General features: G+C 70.0%; 17 protein-coding genes. 6 read left to right on the top strand and 11 right to left on the bottom strand.

All coding sequences use genetic code 11. From position 1 onward, the window contains the following. Window positions 1–45 precede the first annotated feature (45 nt). From AB0K73_RS17805 to AB0K73_RS17785, 5 genes are all read right to left on the bottom strand, one after another. Complete coding sequence (locus AB0K73_RS17805) at window positions 46–1,032, bottom strand: ABC transporter substrate-binding protein (RefSeq protein ID WP_360516192.1); 987 nt, start codon at window positions 1,030–1,032, stop codon at window positions 46–48. 96 nt (window positions 1,033–1,128) lie between these two features. Continuing rightward, the gene (locus tag AB0K73_RS17800) at window positions 1,129–1,581 is read right to left on the bottom strand and encodes a MaoC family dehydratase (RefSeq protein WP_360516189.1); all 453 of its coding nucleotides are present in this window, start codon (window positions 1,579–1,581) and stop codon (window positions 1,129–1,131) included. A gap of 39 nt (window positions 1,582–1,620) precedes the next feature. Beyond that, complete coding sequence (locus AB0K73_RS17795; protein ID WP_360516186.1) at window positions 1,621–2,808, bottom strand: acyl-CoA dehydrogenase family protein; 1,188 nt, start codon at window positions 2,806–2,808, stop codon at window positions 1,621–1,623. Beyond that, window positions 2,805–3,695, bottom strand: a complete 891-nt coding sequence (locus AB0K73_RS17790; RefSeq protein ID WP_360516183.1) for an amidohydrolase family protein — start codon at window positions 3,693–3,695, stop codon at window positions 2,805–2,807. Before AB0K73_RS17790 ends, AB0K73_RS17795 begins: the two co-directional genes overlap by 4 nt. Window positions 3,696–3,740: 45 nt before the next feature. Then, window positions 3,741–4,676 (bottom strand): SDR family NAD(P)-dependent oxidoreductase, encoded by a 936-nt coding sequence (locus tag AB0K73_RS17785; RefSeq protein WP_360516180.1) that lies wholly within the window; start codon window positions 4,674–4,676, stop codon window positions 3,741–3,743. A 95-nt stretch (window positions 4,677–4,771) separates the two neighbouring features. Between AB0K73_RS17785 and AB0K73_RS17780 the strand changes: the two genes are divergently transcribed. Then, the gene (locus AB0K73_RS17780; RefSeq protein WP_360516177.1) at window positions 4,772–5,278 is read left to right on the top strand and encodes a MarR family transcriptional regulator; all 507 of its coding nucleotides are present in this window, start codon (window positions 4,772–4,774) and stop codon (window positions 5,276–5,278) included. Between the two features lie 72 nt (window positions 5,279–5,350). Further along, complete coding sequence (locus AB0K73_RS17775) at window positions 5,351–7,060, top strand: formate--tetrahydrofolate ligase (RefSeq protein ID WP_360516174.1); 1,710 nt, start codon at window positions 5,351–5,353, stop codon at window positions 7,058–7,060. Between the two features lie 27 nt (window positions 7,061–7,087). Here the strand turns inward: AB0K73_RS17775 and AB0K73_RS17770 are convergent, their stop codons facing one another. The 3 genes from AB0K73_RS17770 to AB0K73_RS17760 all read right to left on the bottom strand — a co-directional run bounded on the left by AB0K73_RS17770 (window position 7,088) and on the right by AB0K73_RS17760 (window position 11,242). Continuing rightward, window positions 7,088–9,010 carry an FAD-binding monooxygenase gene (locus AB0K73_RS17770; protein WP_360516171.1) on the bottom strand — a complete coding sequence of 641 codons (1,923 nt, stop codon included), beginning with the start codon at window positions 9,008–9,010 and terminating at the stop codon, window positions 7,088–7,090. Window positions 9,011–9,117: 107 nt separating this feature from the next. Next, window positions 9,118–10,026, bottom strand: coding sequence for a MarR family transcriptional regulator (locus AB0K73_RS17765; protein WP_360516168.1), 909 nt, complete (start codon window positions 10,024–10,026; stop codon window positions 9,118–9,120). A gap of 7 nt (window positions 10,027–10,033) precedes the next feature. After that, window positions 10,034–11,242 carry an MFS transporter gene (locus AB0K73_RS17760; protein ID WP_360516165.1) on the bottom strand — a complete coding sequence of 403 codons (1,209 nt, stop codon included), beginning with the start codon at window positions 11,240–11,242 and terminating at the stop codon, window positions 10,034–10,036. Window positions 11,243–11,334: 92 nt separating this feature from the next. Between AB0K73_RS17760 and AB0K73_RS17755 the strand changes: the two genes are divergently transcribed. Then, window positions 11,335–12,363, top strand: coding sequence for an NADPH:quinone reductase (locus tag AB0K73_RS17755; RefSeq protein ID WP_360516162.1), 1,029 nt, complete (start codon window positions 11,335–11,337; stop codon window positions 12,361–12,363). A 21-nt stretch (window positions 12,364–12,384) separates the two neighbouring features. Here AB0K73_RS17755 and AB0K73_RS17750 read toward each other — a convergent pair whose 3' ends face one another. From AB0K73_RS17750 to AB0K73_RS17740, 3 genes are read right to left on the bottom strand one after another with little or no spacing between them, the layout of a single operon-like run. Further along, window positions 12,385–12,882: a nucleotide disphospho-sugar-binding domain-containing protein gene (locus tag AB0K73_RS17750; RefSeq protein WP_360516159.1), complete on the bottom strand. Its 498-nt coding sequence runs from the start codon at window positions 12,880–12,882 to the stop codon at window positions 12,385–12,387. Beyond that, on the bottom strand, window positions 12,879–13,625 hold the full coding sequence (locus AB0K73_RS17745) for a hypothetical protein (RefSeq protein WP_360516156.1): 747 nt from the start codon (window positions 13,623–13,625) through the stop codon (window positions 12,879–12,881). The genes AB0K73_RS17750 and AB0K73_RS17745 overlap by 4 nt, the downstream gene beginning before the upstream one ends. After that, a complete protein-coding gene (locus AB0K73_RS17740; RefSeq protein WP_364775617.1) occupies window positions 13,622–14,197 on the bottom strand; it encodes a TetR/AcrR family transcriptional regulator in 576 nt (191 codons plus the stop codon). Before AB0K73_RS17740 ends, AB0K73_RS17745 begins: the two co-directional genes overlap by 4 nt. 87 nt (window positions 14,198–14,284) lie before the next feature. Here AB0K73_RS17740 and AB0K73_RS17735 point away from each other — a divergent pair, with 87 nt between their 5' ends. From AB0K73_RS17735 to AB0K73_RS17725, 3 genes are read left to right on the top strand one after another with little or no spacing between them, the layout of a single operon-like run. Beyond that, entirely contained in the window at window positions 14,285–14,695 is a 411-nt protein-coding gene (locus tag AB0K73_RS17735) for a metalloregulator ArsR/SmtB family transcription factor (RefSeq protein ID WP_360516150.1), read from the top strand. After that, a complete protein-coding gene (locus AB0K73_RS17730; protein ID WP_360516147.1) occupies window positions 14,692–15,129 on the top strand; it encodes an SRPBCC domain-containing protein in 438 nt (145 codons plus the stop codon). Before AB0K73_RS17735 ends, AB0K73_RS17730 begins: the two co-directional genes overlap by 4 nt. Further along, the gene (locus AB0K73_RS17725) at window positions 15,129–15,923 is read left to right on the top strand and encodes an SDR family oxidoreductase (RefSeq protein WP_360516420.1); all 795 of its coding nucleotides are present in this window, start codon (window positions 15,129–15,131) and stop codon (window positions 15,921–15,923) included. The genes AB0K73_RS17730 and AB0K73_RS17725 overlap by 1 nt, the downstream gene beginning before the upstream one ends. The last annotated feature ends 79 nt before the right edge of the window (window positions 15,924–16,002 follow it).

The raw sequence follows: 16,002 nt of genomic DNA, 5'->3' as shown, positions 1-16,002 counted from the left end.
GGGACGAGGGGCCCGGCGCCGCTGCGAGACGGCGCCGGGCCGCGGTCACTTCTCGAAGATGACCTTGTCGAGATCGGGCTCGCTGTCGACGAAGCCGTACTTGAGCGCCATCGCGCTGAGCTCCTCGATGATGCCCGGGTCGAGGTCGCCCGACAGGCGCTCGAGGTTGATGTTCTCGACGACGTCAGCCGGCATGCCGGTGTAGTCGACGATGGCGGCACGGTACAGCTCGGTGTCCTCCATCGCCAGATCGGTCGACTCCGCGATGGCCGCGACGAACGCCTCGACGACGTCGGGGTTGGCCTCCGCGTACGCCGTTGAGCTGAACGTGACCATCGTGTAGAGGTCGTCGATCGCGGCGAGCGGGTCGCCGAGGAACGTCGCACCCTCGGTGGCCAGCGACGCGCTGAGGAAGGGCTCGGGGACCCAGGACGCGTCGATGCGCCCCTGCTCGAGCTGGGCGAGCTGGTCGGGGAACGCGATCTCGGTGAAGGTGACGGCATTGGGGTCGCCGCCGTCCTCTTCCACCATCGCCTTCGTCGTCAGGTCGCCCTGCGTGTTGACGGCGTTGAGGGCGACGGTCTTGCCCTCGAGATCGGACCAGGTCTTGATGCCCGAGCTCTCCATCACGACGAGGCCGGATGGCGCCGGGTCGGCGATCTGCGAGTACCCGGCGACGATGCTCATCTCGAGGCCCTGACTGGCCGCGACGAGCACCGAGAGCGGGTTTCCGACCGCGAACTCGATCGACTGGCTGGACACGGCGGGCAGCAGTGCCGCACCACCCTGCCCGAGCTGGACCTCGACGTCGAGGCCGTGCTTCTCGAAGATGCCCTCGTCGATGCCGAGTTGGACGGCTGCCGCCGGCGCGATCTGGAGCAGGCCGACCGTGATGGGGGTCAGTTCGCCCGCGGCTTCGGTGCCGTCGGCTTCTTCGGTGGGTTCGCCGGTGAGCGATCCCTGGGAGCAGGCGGTGAGCATGAGTGCTCCCGCCGTGAGGGCTGCAAAGCCCACGAGGCGCTTTCGCATCATTTCAGTGACTCCTTTGTAACTGCGTGTGTGATTGCATGGTGCTCCGCCGGGTGACGGACGCCGGTATTCAGTTGTGGGTGCGAGAACTGCGTCGGATCAGGCGTAGAAGCGCTGCAGGCTGCGTGCGACGACGGCCGGCTTGCTGCCGCCCTCGGTCTCGATCGTGACGTCGACGGTGAGCTGGTAACCGCCCGGAACCTCCGTCGCGTCGACGATGGTCGCCGTCATGCGGATGCGGGCGCCGACCGGCACGGGGGAGACGAAGCGGACCTTGTCGAGCCCGTAGTTCACCTTGGTGCCGACGCCCTCGACCTCGAGGAGTTCGGTCCAGAGCGGGATGAGCAGCGACAGCGTGAGGAAGCCGTGGGCGATGGCGGCGCCGAACGGACCGTCCTTCGCCCGCTCGGGGTCGGTGTGGATCCACTGGTCGTCGCTGGCTGCCTCGGCGAAGGTGTTGACGCGCTCCTGACTGATCTCCATCCAGTCGGTGTAGCCGAGGTCGGCTCCGACCAGGGAGGGGAGGTCGTCGTAGGCGACGGTCGTGGTCATGTGGTGTCCTTTCTCAGGTGCCTGAGCTTTGTCGTGGGGTCAGACGAATGCGGAGGCGCCGGTCAGGGCGCGTCCGACGATGAGGGCGTTGATCTCGTGCGTGCCCTCGTACGAGTACACGGCTTCCGCGTCGGCGAAGAAGCGGGCGACGTCGTGCTCGAGCAGGATGCCGTTTCCGCCGAGTACCTCACGGCCGAGGGCGACGGTCTCGCGCGCCATCAGCGAGGTCTGCATCTTCGCCAGTGCGGAGTTGGCATCGTTCCACTCGCCGGCATCCTGCCTGGCCGACAACTGGACGGCGATGCCGAGCGAGGAGACCGCGTTCCCGAGCATCCGGGCGAGCTTCTCCTGCACGAGTTGGAAGCCGCCGATCGGCCGACCGAACTGCTCGCGTGTACGCACGTACCTGACGGCGGCCTCGAGCGCGCCGGCCTGGAGGCCTGCAGCGATCCACGCGACATCCGACCGCATCGTGCGCAGGATGCCCGCGACATCGCGCCACGAGTTCACGTTCTGCATCCGCCACTCCTCCGAGACGCGGGCGCCCTCGAGGGTGATGACGGCGTTCTGCATGGGGCGCAGGGAGACCTTCCCCTGGATGATCTCGATCGACACTCCGGGAGCGTCACGGTCGACGAGGAAGAGCTTCACCTGGTCGTCGGCGACATCGCGCGCGAAGATCGCGAGCTTGTCGGCCGCTCCGGCTCCGCCGATCCAGCGCTTGGCGCCGTCGATGATCCATTCTTCGCCGTCGCGACGGGCCGAGGTGGCGAGGCCGCCCGCGACATCCGAACCGTGATCGGGCTCGGTGAGGGCGAACACGCCCTTCAGGCCGAAGGTGCGGATCTGCGGGTCGAGCTCGGCGGCCTGCTCGGCCGATCCACCGAGCCGGACTGCGGCGCGGAACAGCCCCGACTGGGCGTTGTACACCGTCGCCACCGACACGTCGGTGCGGGCGAGCACGTAGGTGCGGAACCCGGAGAACATCGAGGAAGCCGCCTCGTCGGACGAGACGCCCTCGGGCTGCATCAGATCGAGCGGCACGAGCGCACCCAGGATGCCGTCGGGCATCGTGGCCGTCTCCCACGCCTCGTTGAGCAGGGGGCGCACGTCGCGCTCGAGCGTCGCGTTGAGTCGTGTGAGCACCTCGCGGGCTCCGTCGCTGAGGTTCGTCGCAGCATAGCCGTACGGATCGAGGCCGATGGCGGTGGAGGTGGCGAAGCTCATGACGCACCTCCGAGACCGAGCAGTCGCACGGCGTTCTCCTTCAGGATGCGCGGCATGACCTCGGGCTTGAGCGCGGTCTTCTCGGCGTCGCTCAGCCAGCGCTCGGGAGCGATCAGGGGGAAGTCCGATCCGAACAGCACGCGATCGGTGATGACCGAGTTGGCGTATCGCACGAGTTCGGCGGGGAAGTACTTGGGGCTCCACCCGGAGAGGTCGATCCACGTGTTGTGCTTGTGCGTCGCGACCGACAACGCCTCGTCCTGCCACGGCACCGACGGGTGGGCCATGATGATCTGCAGGTCGGGGAAGTCCGCGGCGACGGCGTCGAGGAGCATGGGGTTGGAGAGCCCCAGTCGCAGGCCGCGTCCGCCGGGGAGCCCGGCACCGATGCCCGTCTGGCCGGTGTGGAAGAGCGCCGGCAACCCGGCGTCGCTGACCGTCGCGTACAGCGGATAGTGGGCTTCGTCGGAGGGATCGAACCCCTGCACGGTCGGGTGGAACTTGAAGCCCCGCACCCCGTGGTCCTCGATGAGTCGACGGGCCAGGTCGATCGCGTCGGGCCTGTGGGGGTCGACCGATCCGAAGGGGATGAGCACGTCGTTGTTTCGTGCCGCGCCCTCGGCGATCTCGGCGCTCGAGACCGGCTGATGTCCGAGCTGCGTCTCGGCGTCCACCGAGAAGACGACCGCGGCCATCCTGAGCTGGCGATAGTGGTCCGCGACGCGGTCGAGGGTCGGCCACCCGTCGCCGCTGCGGAAGTATCGGCTCGCCGCCTCGGACAGGTCGGCGGGGAGCGCACCGTGGCCGTGGTCGTCCATGTCCACGTGCACGTGCATGTCGATCGCCTCGATCGCCTCGAGGTCGATGTCGGGTTCGTAACGGGTCATGGCCTGTCGTTTCTGAGCATGTCGGGTTCCGTCGGGGCGGATGCGCTACGCGTCGACCCGCGCCGGGCGCTGGAGCTCATCGGGCAGTGGCGGGAAGGTCTCGCCGACCGACTGCAGCTGCTCGCCGACCACCGAGTGGAACTCCGCTCCGAGGGCCTCGTACGACCAGCCGCCATCGTGGTAGGCGGTGACGACGGGCTCGGGGTGCGACCAGAGCTGGAGGCGATCGCCGCCGACGCCGATGGCCTGACCCGTGACGTCGGCCGCGGCATCCGATGCGAGGAAGGCGACGAGGCCCGCCACGTCGTCGGCCGTGCCGAAGCCGAGGTCGTGCCGGAAGAACGGCGGCATCGGCTCGCCCTTCTCGTCGGCCTCGACCGCCGCGGCGAAGTAGGGGACCGTGGCGGTCATCGCGGTCGCCGCGACCGGGATGACGGCATTCGCGGTGATGCCGGCCTTCTTCAGCTCGAGGGCCCACGTACGCACCATGCCGACGATGCCGGCCTTGGCCGCCGAGTAGTTCGTCTGGCCGAAGTTGCCACGCTGCCCGGTCGGCGAACCGATGGTGATGATACGACCGGCGATCTGGTTCTCGCGCATGTAGGTGGCGGCCTCGCGGACGCACGTGAAGGTGCCCCGCAGGTGCACGTTGATGACGGTGTCGAAGTCCTCGTCGCTCATCTTCCAGAGCACGGTGTCGCGAAGGACGCCGGCATTGGTGACGAGGATGTCGAGACGGCCGTAGTTGTCGACCGCCGCGGCGACCAGCTGCTTGGCCGTCTCGGTGGATCCCACGGGTGCGACGACGGCGACGGCCCTGCCGCCCGCCTCTTCGATCGAGGCCACGGCCTCGGCGGCGGTCGCGGCATCCACGTCATTGATGACGACGGATGCGCCCTGCCGTGCGAGCTCCTGCGCATAGGCCAGGCCGAGACCACGCCCGGATCCGGTGACGATGGCGACTTTGCCGTCGAGTGACATGTGTGAGCTCCTTTGCTGTTCTCACGCCATGGAAACCCAGATCGTTGAGAAAGTCAATAGTTTTCTGTATCAACGGGTGTTGCTACCATGCTGGGATGCAGACTTCGACCGAATCGACGGTGGCCGCGCCGAGGACCTCGGGCTCCGATCGGTTGTGGGCAACCACCGTCGGCGGAGACGTCGCGTTCCTCCTGGCGAGGGCGAACGCGCTCTCGCTCGCGAACGCGCACGCCGCGGCCGCCGAGTACGGTCTGAAGGTGCGCTCCTACAGCGTGCTCGCCATCGCGGTGAGCGACATGCGCCCCACGCAGCGGGAACTGTCGGAGTTCCTCCAGCTCGATCCGAGCCAGATCGTCGCGCTCGTCGATGAACTGGAGTCGCGGGCGCTCGTGCGCCGAGAGCCGGACCCCAACGATCGACGGGCCAACGTGGTGGTCGCGACCGACGAGGGTCGTGCGCTCTTCGCCGAAGCGCACGCGAAGGTCGCGGGCACCGAGCGCACGACCTTCGGCTCGCTCTCCGATCAGGAGCGGATGACGCTGACGAGCATGTTGCGTCGCCTCGCCGACGCGCCCGACGCGCCCGACGCGCTGCCGGCCTGAGCGTTCGCGGATCGGCCTGCTCGCCGTAGGCTGGGCTGGCACGGGCAGTGGCGCCCGCGGACGGGAGGACTTGTGGCTCTCAGCAGCATCGAGATCGGTCAGGCGGCGGTACTCCAGCCCATCGGCGAGATCGCCGCCGGTCTGGGCATCCCCGACGAGAGCATCGTGCCGTACGGCCGTTACAAGGCGAAGGTGCCGCTCTCGTTCCTCGCAACCCTGCACGACCGCCCGCAGGGGAAGCTCGTGCTGATGACCGGGGTCTCGCCGACGCCGGCGGGCGAGGGGAAGTCCGCGACATCCGTCGGGCTCGGCGACGCCCTGCGACGGATCGGCGAGCGCTCCATGATCTGCCTGCGCGAGCCCGCGCTCGGCCCGGTGTTCGGCATGAAGGGCGGCGCGGCCGGCGGCGGCTACTCGCAGCTCGCGCCCATGGAGGACATCAACCTGCATTTCACCGGCGACTTCGGGGCGATCCAGATCGCGACGAACCTGCTCGCCGCGATGATCGACAACCATGTCCACCACGGGAACGAGCTCGGCATCGACGTGCGCCGGATCACGTGGCGCCGCGTGCTCGACGTCAACGACCGCGCGCTGCGCGACATCGTGATCGGGCTCGGTGGAACGGGCAACGGGTATCCGCGCGAGGCGGGCTTCGACATCGTCGTCGCCAGCGAGGTGATGGCGATCTTCTGCCTGGCCACGAGCCTCGCCGACCTCAAGGAGCGGCTCGGTCGGATCGTGGTGGCCTACACGTACGACCGCAAACCGGTGCGGGCCAGCGACCTGCGCGCGCACGGCGCGATGGCGGCGATCCTGCGCGACGCCCTCGCACCCAACCTCGTGCAGTCGCTCGAGGGCACGCCGGCCTTCGTGCACGGAGGTCCGTTCGCCAACATCGCCCACGGCTGCAACTCGCTCATCGCGACCGGCTCCGCCCTGCGGCTGGCGGACTTCGTCGTCACCGAGGCCGGGTTCGGCACCGACCTCGGCGCGGAGAAGTTCGTCGACATCCTGTGCCGTTCATCGGGCCTGCGTCCGTCGGCGGCGGTGATCGTGGCGACGGTGCGGGCGATGAAGTACCACGGCGGCGTCGCGGTCGCCGACCTCCCCACCGAGGACCTGGCCGCCCTCGAACGGGGACTGCCCAACCTGGAGCGGCACGTCCACATCCTCCGCGAGGTGTTCGGGATCCCCTGCGTCGTGGCGATCAACGAACGCGCCGAGGACACCCCAGCCGAACTCGAGGCGCTGGTCGCGGGGGCCGCCCGCTTCGGAGTGCGCGCCATACGGGCGCGTCACTTCGCCGAGGGCGGCGCCGGGGCGGAGGACCTGGCACGGGAGGTCGTCGCGCTGTGCGCGGATCGACCGGCCGAGGCATCCGGCGGTGTCGGGGTGTCCAGCGACGGCTTGAAGTTCACCTATCCCGACGAAGCGTCGCTCTGGCAGAAGATGAAGGCCGTCGTCACGCGCATCTACGGCGGCGCCGACGTGACCGCGTCGACCGTGGTGCGTGCGCAACTGAAGCGGCTCGAGGAAGAGGGGTACGGGCACCTCCCCGTCTGCGTGGCGAAGACCCAGTACTCGTTCTCGACCGACGCCAAGCTGCGGGGGGCGCCGACGGGGCATGTCGTCGACATCCGCGAGGTGCGGCTGGCCGCCGGCGCGGAGTTCGTCGTGATGGTGTGCGGCGACATCATGACGATGCCGGGGCTGCCGGTGCGCCCGGCGGCCGAAACCATCGACGTGACCGACGACGGCCGCATCGTGGGGCTGTACTGAGCCGTCGACCCGGGCGGGTGACCGGGCTCAGCCGGCGACTGCGGTGCGCGCAGGCGAACGTTGCGGCAGCAGGAACCGCTCGAAGAACGCCTCGAGCTCCTCATGCGCATCGAGTGGCAGCACGTGCGCAACGTACTGGTCGGGACGCACCACCACGAGGCATCCGCGCTCACGGTCGATGCCGCGCGCCTCGAAGACGTCCTCGCCGCGCACGACCGGCGCGAACGCCTTCTCGTAGTCGGCCAGACCGTAACGTCCCTTGTGCGGTCGCAGCAGTTCGGGCAGCGAGGTCGGCTCGACGTCGCGATGACGCTGCTGCAGGATGCCGCGTACGTCGACGACCGCGTCGAGGTCGGCGCCCTCGGGGGTGAAGCGCGCGGCCGGCCCGTGCAGCCAGAACTCGGCGAACTCGCGCAGCCGCGACTGCGGGTCATCGATCGGAGCACGGTCGCCGAAGGCGTAGACGCGCCAGCGGCCGTCGGCCTCGTGGACATGGCCGAGTTCGAGGGGCTGGGCGTCGCCGACGCGCGCGACGGGCGCGGAGTGGAAGCGCTCGCCGATGGGGAATCCGGTTCCGAGGTGCTGCCAGGTGCCCTCGCCCGTGAGGAGACTCGGCTCATACCGGGTGGCCATTCCGGCCGTGTAGCGCCCCTGCTTCTGGAAGTGCCGCTGCAGCGCTGCCGGGTCCACGCCGTCGCCCGACGCGGCATCCGCCGGCTTCGCGCTCAGCATCGCGGCCCACTCGCGATCGAAGTCGATGAGGTCCTGGGCGACCGTCTGCCGCTCCGCGGAGTACGTGTGCAGCAGTTCGGGCGTGCTGCGACCCTGCAGCACGGCCGCGAGCTTCCAGCCCAGGTTGAAGGCATCCTGCATCGACACGTTCATCCCCTGACCGGCCTTCGGGCTGTGCGTGTGGCAGGCGTCACCGGCGACGAACACGCGCGGCGTGCGGGTCGCGAGTTGGTCGTCGGGCACGTCGTCGAACTTGTCGGTGAGGCGTTGGCCGATCTCGTACACCGACCACCACACGATCTCCTTGACATCGAGCGAGTGCGGATGAAGGATGCGGCGGGCGGCCGCGATGAGGTCGTCGGAGGTGATCGCTCGCCCGGCGACGCGCTCGCCCGGCTCGAGTTCGTCCATCTCGATGTAGAACCGCACGAGGTAGCCGCCCTCGCGCGGGATGATGACCATGTTGCCGGCGTCGGCGGATTGGACGACCGACTTGAAGCGGATGTCGGGATAGTCGGTGACCGGGAGCACATCCATGACGCCCCACGCCTGGTTGGCCGAGTCCCCACGCAACACGCGTCCGATCGACTGCCGCACAATGCTGCGGGCGCCGTCGCAGCCCACGACGTAGCGGGCGCGGACCGTCACCGCTTCGCCGCCGTCGATGCGCTGCATCCGCACCGTGACGGGATGGTCGCCGGCCTCGGCGACCTCGACGCCCACGACCTCGAGCCCGTAGTCGGGCTCGAGGCGTCGCGGCGAGGTTCGCATCTTCTCGAGGAGGAACTCCTGCACGCGGGCCTGGTTCAGGATGACGTGCGGGAATTCCGAGAGGCCTTCCTCGACGTCCTGGATGCGACCGCTGCGCACGATCCTCGATCGATCGTCGGCGTCGGGCCGCCAGAACACCGTCTCGGTCACCTGGCACGCCTCCTTGAGCAGCCGGTCGGCGACCCCGAATGCCTGGAACATCTCGACCGAGCGGCAGGCGACACCGTCGGCCTGCCCGAGTTCGAGTGGCCCTGGGCGGCGCTCGACGATCCGAGTGCTGATCCCGGGGAACGCGGCGAGCTGGGCGCCGAGCACGCAGCCGGCGGGCCCGGTGCCGACGATCAGCACGTCGACCGTATCGGGCAGTTCGGCCGGGTTCGTCAACGCCGGATCCGCCGGCGGCACGGCCGGGTCGCCGGTGTGGAAACCGTTCAGATACGCCTGCATGGCCGCTCCTCGTCGTCGTCGACGCACTTCCCTCGGGAATTAGTACGTATACGGAGGATATGTGTCGAGCCGGTCGAGCGCAAGTGCGGTGTTCCAGATGGTGCGCGTTACCCGGCCGCGAACGCCACGGGCACCAGAAGCTCGAGGAAGCGCTCGCGCTCCGCCTCGTCGAGCGGCTCCAGCAGACGCTCCTGCACCTCGGCGACGCGCGGTGCGAACCCGTCGGCGGCGTCGCGAGCTCCCGGGGTCAGCGACAGCACGCGCTGCCGGCCGTCGCTCGTGTCACGTTCCCGAAGGATCCAGCCGCGCCCGACCAGCCGCTGCACGAGGTCGGCGGCGGTGGACTTGTCGAGGGCTGCGCGGTCGCCCAGCTCGCGTTGGCTGATCGACGGATGCTCGGTCAGCACGTGCAACGCTGCGTACTGGGGGCCGGTGAGCTCGCGTTCGAACTCGGCCGCGAACAGTGCCGTGTGCACCTGCTGCGCACGCCGGAGCAGGTGGCCCGGGATGTGGAGCGGTGAGAACCCGGAACCGGGTGGCGGCCCGACGCGAGCGACCCGGCGAAGCAGCTCGAGGAAGCCCTCGCGGCTTGCGAATGGCACCGGCTCGAGCAGGAGCTCCTGCACGCGCTGCACACGTCGCCGGAGCTGTTCGAGTGAGGACGTGGCCGCGGGGGTGGCCGTCAGCATGTGGCGTCGCCCGTCGGACGGGTCGCGTCGGCGGGTGATCCAGTCGCGGCGAACCAGGCGCGCGACGACGTCCATCGTCGACGACGTGTCGAGCGACGCGAGCTCGCCGACCTGCCGCTGGTCGAGGCCGGGGGATGCCGCGATCGCCGCGAGCACCGCGTACTGGGGGCTGGTCGGGTCGGTACCGACCTCGCGGAGCCAGAGCGCGTTGTGCACCTGCTGGGCACGGCGAAGCAGGTGGCCGCACACCGCGGTGAGTGGCACGCCGCCGAGCGGCATGTCGTCGGACAGCTGCGAGGGCGCCAGGTTCGATGCGTCGTCCGTCACTCCGCCGTCACCGCCCCTCGAGCACGTACCGGTCGCGCCCGGCCAGCAGCCCGGTGACGGCCTGGCCGACCATCACGAACAGCAGCAGGCCCAACGATGCCACCCAACCCCCGACCGTCGCGTGCAGCCATCCGAATGCCACGGGACCGATCGCCGCGAACAGGTATCCGACCGACTGCGACATCCCCGACAGCGCGGACGACCCCTCGTGGTCACGCGCGCGCTGCGCGATCAGCGTGAGGGCCATGGCGAGCGAGGAGCCCGAGAACAACCCCATGATGACCGCCCACAACAGGACGAACTGGGGAGCGAGCATGAGGCCCGACGTGGCAGCGATCCCGACCACGGGAATCACAGCGGGGATGAACCGCTCGGCGCGTCCCCGCAGCGCCAGCGGTAGGACCAGCGATCCCGCCAGCGAGAAGAGCTGGTAGATCATGACGTCGAAGCCCGCGACGACCGCACTGCGACCGATCGACGTGGAGATCGTCGCAAGCCAGGTGACCACCATGTAGAACGTCGCCGATTGGAACGCCATGTACCCCGCGACCTGCCACGCGACGGCGTCGGTCCAGATGCCCGTTCGGCGGTGCCGCACGCGTGGTGCACCGCGCAGCACGGGGTGCGTTCCGCGGTGCGCCCAGCCCCACGCGAGGATCGCGAACGGCAGGAGCGCGCCGCCCGTGACGAGCAATGAGACGCGCCATCCGTCGGCCTCGTCGTCGACGAGTTGCGAGATCGGCACCGCGACCCCGGAGGCGAGGGCTCCCACGCCGCCGAGCAGCGCCGTGTACACCGACATCATGACGGGCACACGACCGGGGAAGTCGCGCTTGACCGCGGCCGGCATGAGCACGTTCACGACGGCCAGCGCGACGCCGATGAGCACCGTGCCCAGCCACAGGCCGACGGCGGGGCCCGGCAGGGATCGCACCGCGGTTCCAGCAGTCAGGAGGATCAGCGACCAGAGCACGACCCGCGACATCCCGAACCGCATGCCCAGGCCGTGCGCGAGCGGCGACACCAGCCCCCAGGCGATCAGCGGCACCGAGGTGAGGAGTCCGAGCGTGGCGATGGCCATGCCCGTGTCCTCGCCGATGTCCTCGAGGAGCGGACCGACGGCCGTGATCGTCGGCCGCATGTTGGCGGCGACGAGACACAGCGCAGCGACGAGCGCGATGACCGCCCCGCGCCGCTTCCCGCTCTCATCGCCCATGAACACCGGACTCTAGTCGACGTCGACGGATGTCCCGCGTTCTCGCCGGTCCCACGCGGAATCGCGGGCCCGCCGGTCGGGTTGCATCCACCATGAGAGCGATCGTGTACCGCCGTCCAGGGGATTCCTCAGTGCTCGAGCCCACCGAGCGCGAGATCGTCGAGCCCGGCCCGGGAGAAGTGCGCGTGCGCGTCCTCGTCTCGGGCGTGAATCCCACGGACTGGAAGGCGCGGCGCGGCTCGGGCACGTCCGCCCGCGCGGCCGCCGAGAGCGTTCCGAACCAGGACGGCGCCGGCGTGGTCGATGCGGTGGGCGAGGGCGTCACGGGATTCGCCGTCGGCGACCGGGTGTGGCTCGCGATCTCGGCGTGGAAGCGCCCGACGTCGGGCACGGCTCAGGAGTTCACGATCACGCTCGCCGAACGGGTGTTCCCGCTGCCCGACGAGGTGTCGTTCGATGTCGGCGCGAGCCTCGGCGTGCCGGCCGTCACCGCGCACCGCGCGCTGACCACGTGGGAGGACGGACCGGCGCGCCTGCACCCCGGCGCGCTGGCGGGGAAGACCGTGCTCGTCGCCGGGGGAGCGGGTGCCGTCGGCCATGCCACGATCCAACTCGCTCGCTGGGCCGGCGCGACGGTGATCACGACGGTGAGCAGTGCCGACAAGGCCGCGCTCGCTGACGCGGCCGGCGCGCACCACGTCGTCGACTATCGCGAGACGGATGCCGCGGAGCGGATCCGCGCCATCGCGCCCGGCGGCGTCGACCTCGTCGTCGAGGTCGCGGCCGGAGCGAATGCCGAGCTCGACCAGGCCGTGACCCACGAGCGTTCCACGATCGCGAGCTACGGCAACGACGGTGGAGCGCCGATGACCATCGATTTCGTCAGGGCCATCGTGAAGAACCTGCGCTACCAGTTCGTGCTGATCTACACGATGGGCGCCGCAGCCTGGGCGGCGGCCGGCGAGGACGTGACGGCGGCGGCTCGCGACGGCGCCCTGCCGATCGGCGAAGACGCGGGCCTACCGGTGCACCGGTACCCCCTCGCGCAGACCGCCGCGGCCCACGACGCGGTCGAGGGTGGCACGGTGGGCAAGGTCCTCATCGACGTCGCGTCGCGCTGACCCCTGACCCTGACCGAGCGCTCACCCCGCCCGTGGGGGTCGGGCGTCGGCTCCGACGAGCTGCTCGATCCGGTCGGCGGCGAGCTGCGCACCACCCTCGCGCCGCATCCTGTCGGAGAAGGCCATCGCAGCCGGCTTCAGGGCACGTGCCGCTCGCACGGCACTGCGCACCGCATCGGGCGTCAGCTTCTTCCTTGCCAGGAACACTCCGACCCCCGCGGCCTCGGCGCGCCGACCGACCTCGGCCTGATCGCGCCCCCACGGCACCACGACCACCGGCACCCCGACGGCGAGCGCCTTCTGCGTGGCTCCCATGCCGCCGTGGGTCACCACCACCTCGGCATGCGGCAGCAGGTGCGAGTGTGGCAGGAAACTCTCGACCCGTGCGTTCGCCGGGACCGGGAACGACCCGGCGCCCGCGGGCATGGTGGCGACCACGTCGGCGTCTTCGCCGGCGAGTCCGGCGAGCGCCGTCTGCACGAGGGCCCCGTCGTCCTGGAACTCCGACGATGTCGTCACGGGATGACCGGGCGTTCGATGGAGTCGATCCATGCCGGAGGGGCCGTCGGCGGATCCCAAGCCAGCGGGCCGATGAAGGCGAACGAGGCCGGCCACTCGGTGCGCGGATACTCGAAAGCCGTCGAGGTGAGGTAGAGGACGAGCGGTGGCCGGGTGTACAGCTCCGTGACGTCGTGGATCTCAGGAACCCCGGCCTGCCGTCGAACGCCATTGAGCGGCGGCAGCATGGCCCGCTCGAAGCCCGCGTAGATGACGGGGCGCATCAGCCGATCTCGGAGTCGACCCACGGCGCCTCCTGCCGGCTTGAAGCCGGGACCGAATGGCGGCACCTCCTTGGACGGCAACGGACTCGGGAAGTGCTGCAGGGTGGCCCACGGCCCGCCCCAGGCCTCAGCGGCCGCGGCGGCACCCCAGGTGTTCGTGTCGACGAGGATCGCGTCGGGAGACTCGGCATCGATCGCCCGTCGCACCTCCGGTACCTCGAGTGCCGCCCGGTGCGCCATGATGTCGATCGCACGCGTGATGGCCGTCATCGGCGAGGACGCGCGGTAGTCGTCCATGAGGATGGCCTCGACGGCGGGCGAGATCGTGTCGGCCGTGAAGCCGAGTGCGCGCATCTGCGGCACATCGGCGGCCATCGTGCGCAGCACGATGGTGTGCCCGCGGCGCTGCAGTTCGAGCAGGATCGGCACGGTCGGGAACAGGTGCCCGCGGCCGGGCGAGGTGTAGGCGAAGACCTTCATGAGAGCACTCCCTTCAGGAGCTCGGTGAGCGCCAGTTCCGTCTGGCGCCGGGAGAGGCCCTGCTGTCGCCGCAGCAGGTACCACGTGTACACGTCGCACACCGCGACCAACAGGGCATGCCGGCGTTCGCGTTCGACTCCCGTGACGGCATCGAGCCACGGGGCGAAGACGGATCGCACCCAGTCGGCGTGGACCTGCTTGCCGATGGCGGTCGCCTCGGCGTAGGCGGGGACCCGTTCTTCCTGGCGAACGAGCAACATGGCCAGGTCGCCCATCTGTTCGTAGTGCTCGACGAGGTTCGCGACCGTGCCGACGAGGTCTCCCACCGGCGCATCGCCGCGCTGTGCCGACACCTGCGACGAGACCGGCGCGACGAGCGCCCGCACGAGGCCGTCTTTGGAACCGAATCGGCGGATCACCGTCTGCACCGTGACGTCGGCGTCGGCGGCGATCGCGTCGAGGGTCACGTCGTCGTAGTACCGGGTGGAGAACAGCGCGAGCGCGGCCGCCTGGATGCGTGCGCCGGTCTCACGGGCCGAATCCGCGCGAGCCGTCATCGTGTACGAACGCATTTTCATGTTAATCATATTGACACCAAAACGCGACGAAGGGAAGTGGGCTCTTGCGTGACGAGAGGGGGTCGGCGTATATTCACCCTCATGGGTGAATATCAACTCGACACCGTGCTGAGCGCGGTCGCCGACCCGACACGGCGCGCGATCCTCGATCGGCTGCGGGCGGGCGACGCGCGCGTCACCGACCTCGCGAGCGCATTTCCGATCTCGCTGAACTCGACGAGCAAGCACATCAAGGTGCTCGAGCGCGCCGAGCTCGTGCACCGCCACGTGCGCGGTCGCGATCACGTGCTCTCGCTGCGCGCCGAGGCGCTCGGCGAGGCCGTCGCCTGGATGCAGCAGTACCGCGAGTTCTGGGAGCAGCGCCTCGAAGCCCTCGAGGCATTCGTGCTGGCGGGCGAGCAGGGCGACGAGCGTCAGGCGACGGATGCCCCGACCGCGGCATCCGGCACCGCGGCATCCGGCGCCGCACCGAGCGAAGGCGATCCCCGATGACCGCGGCCGTGACGGTGAGTCGTCGCATCGCGGCCTCCGCCGAGCGCCTCTTCGATGCGTGGCTCGACCCTGCGGCGGTCGCCCAATGGATGCGCCGCGACGACAGCGGCCGGCCATCGGTCGTGGTCTCCGACCCGCGCGTCGGCGGGAGCTACTCGATCACGATGATCGACCGCTTCGGCGAGACCGTGCACGCGGGCGCCTACCGGGTGATCGACCGGCCACGCGAGCTCGAGTTCACGTGGCGGTCGGAGCACACCGCCGGCATCGATTCGGTGGTGCGGGTCACCTTCGAGCGGGATGGCGACGGCACCGTCGTCGAAGTGCACCACGCCAAGCTGCCCGATGCCGAGGCGGCGGCGGCCCACGAAGGAGGCTGGTCCGAACTCCTCGGCCGGCTCGAACGAACGACGATCGGAATGGAGGCGGCGTGATGCTGCTCGACGACAAGGTGGCCGTGATCTACGGCGGTGGCGGCTCGATCGGAAGCGCCGCGGCGCGCGTGTTCGCGCGCGAGGGCGCGCGGCTGTTCCTCGCGGGGCGGTCGGCGCGACGGCTCGAGGAGGCGGCATCCGCTGCCCGTGCCGAAGGCGCCGAGGTGTCGACCGCCGTGGTCGACGCGATGAGCCAGACGGCCGTCGACCGGCACATCGACGAGGTGACGGATGCCGCGGGCCGCATCGACATCGCGCTCAACGCGGTCGGGTTCGACCATATGCAGGGCCGGTCGATCGCCGACACGACCCTCGAGGAGTACCTGCACCCGGTGACCGGCTATCTGCAGACGAACTTCGTCACGGCGAAGGCGGTGGCGCGACCCATGATCGCGCAGGGGAGCGGCGTGATCCTCACCATCTCGACGCCCGGAGCACGCCTCACCGGCAGGGGCCTCATCGGCAACGCGGCGCAGTCGGCCGCGCTCGAGGGGTTCTCGCGGGCGCTCGCCGGCGAGCTCGGTCCGTCGGGGATCCGCGTGGTGTGCGTGCGACCGAACGCGATGTCGGACGCGGTCGCGACCTCGTACACGGGCGAGATGTTCGGGCGCATCGCCGAGGTCGGCGGCATCTCGATCGACGAGTGGCTGACGGGTCTCGCCGGCGGCACGCTGCTCGGACGCCTGCCCGTGCTCGACGAGGTCGCCGAGTACCTCGCGTTCGCCGCATCCGACCGCGCCGGCTCGATGACCGGGGCGATCGCGAATCTCTCGGCGGGCATGCTCGTCGACTGAGCGCGGCCGCAAGACGTCACGAGCTCGTGCAGGAGAATGGGCTTCATGGTCGCCCCAGGGGCGACATGGGGCCCATTCT

This window comes from Agromyces sp. NPDC052230 (genome assembly GCF_040679595.1).
GTDB lineage: Bacteria > Actinomycetota > Actinomycetes > Actinomycetales > Microbacteriaceae > Agromyces.
Note: the sequence above shows the minus strand (reverse complement) of the source record. Positions and strands in the feature narration are given on the sequence as shown.

Bases quoted from the DNA above. Each gene is read 5' to 3' on its own strand.
- AB0K73_RS17805 (WP_360516192.1), bottom strand. From the start codon at position 1,032: ATGATGCGAAAGCGCCTCGTGGGCTTTGCAGCCCTCACGGCGGGAGCA.
- AB0K73_RS17800 (WP_360516189.1), bottom strand. From the start codon at position 1,581: ATGACCACGACCGTCGCCTACGACGACCTCCCCTCCCTGGTCGGAGCC.
- AB0K73_RS17795 (WP_360516186.1), bottom strand. From the start codon at position 2,808: ATGAGCTTCGCCACCTCCACCGCCATCGGCCTCGATCCGTACGGCTAT.
- AB0K73_RS17790 (WP_360516183.1), bottom strand. From the start codon at position 3,695: ATGACCCGTTACGAACCCGACATCGACCTCGAGGCGATCGAGGCGATC.
- AB0K73_RS17785 (WP_360516180.1), bottom strand. From the start codon at position 4,676: ATGTCACTCGACGGCAAAGTCGCCATCGTCACCGGATCCGGGCGTGGT.
- AB0K73_RS17780 (WP_360516177.1), top strand. From the start codon at position 4,772: ATGCAGACTTCGACCGAATCGACGGTGGCCGCGCCGAGGACCTCGGGC.
- AB0K73_RS17770 (WP_360516171.1), bottom strand. From the start codon at position 9,010: ATGCAGGCGTATCTGAACGGTTTCCACACCGGCGACCCGGCCGTGCCG.
- AB0K73_RS17760 (WP_360516165.1), bottom strand. From the start codon at position 11,242: ATGGGCGATGAGAGCGGGAAGCGGCGCGGGGCGGTCATCGCGCTCGTC.
- AB0K73_RS17755 (WP_360516162.1), top strand. From the start codon at position 11,335: ATGAGAGCGATCGTGTACCGCCGTCCAGGGGATTCCTCAGTGCTCGAG.
- AB0K73_RS17745 (WP_360516156.1), bottom strand. From the start codon at position 13,625: ATGAAGGTCTTCGCCTACACCTCGCCCGGCCGCGGGCACCTGTTCCCG.
- AB0K73_RS17740 (WP_364775617.1), bottom strand. From the start codon at position 14,197: ATGCGTTCGTACACGATGACGGCTCGCGCGGATTCGGCCCGTGAGACC.
- AB0K73_RS17735 (WP_360516150.1), top strand. From the start codon at position 14,285: ATGGGTGAATATCAACTCGACACCGTGCTGAGCGCGGTCGCCGACCCG.
- AB0K73_RS17730 (WP_360516147.1), top strand. From the start codon at position 14,692: ATGACCGCGGCCGTGACGGTGAGTCGTCGCATCGCGGCCTCCGCCGAG.
- AB0K73_RS17725 (WP_360516420.1), top strand. From the start codon at position 15,129: ATGCTGCTCGACGACAAGGTGGCCGTGATCTACGGCGGTGGCGGCTCG.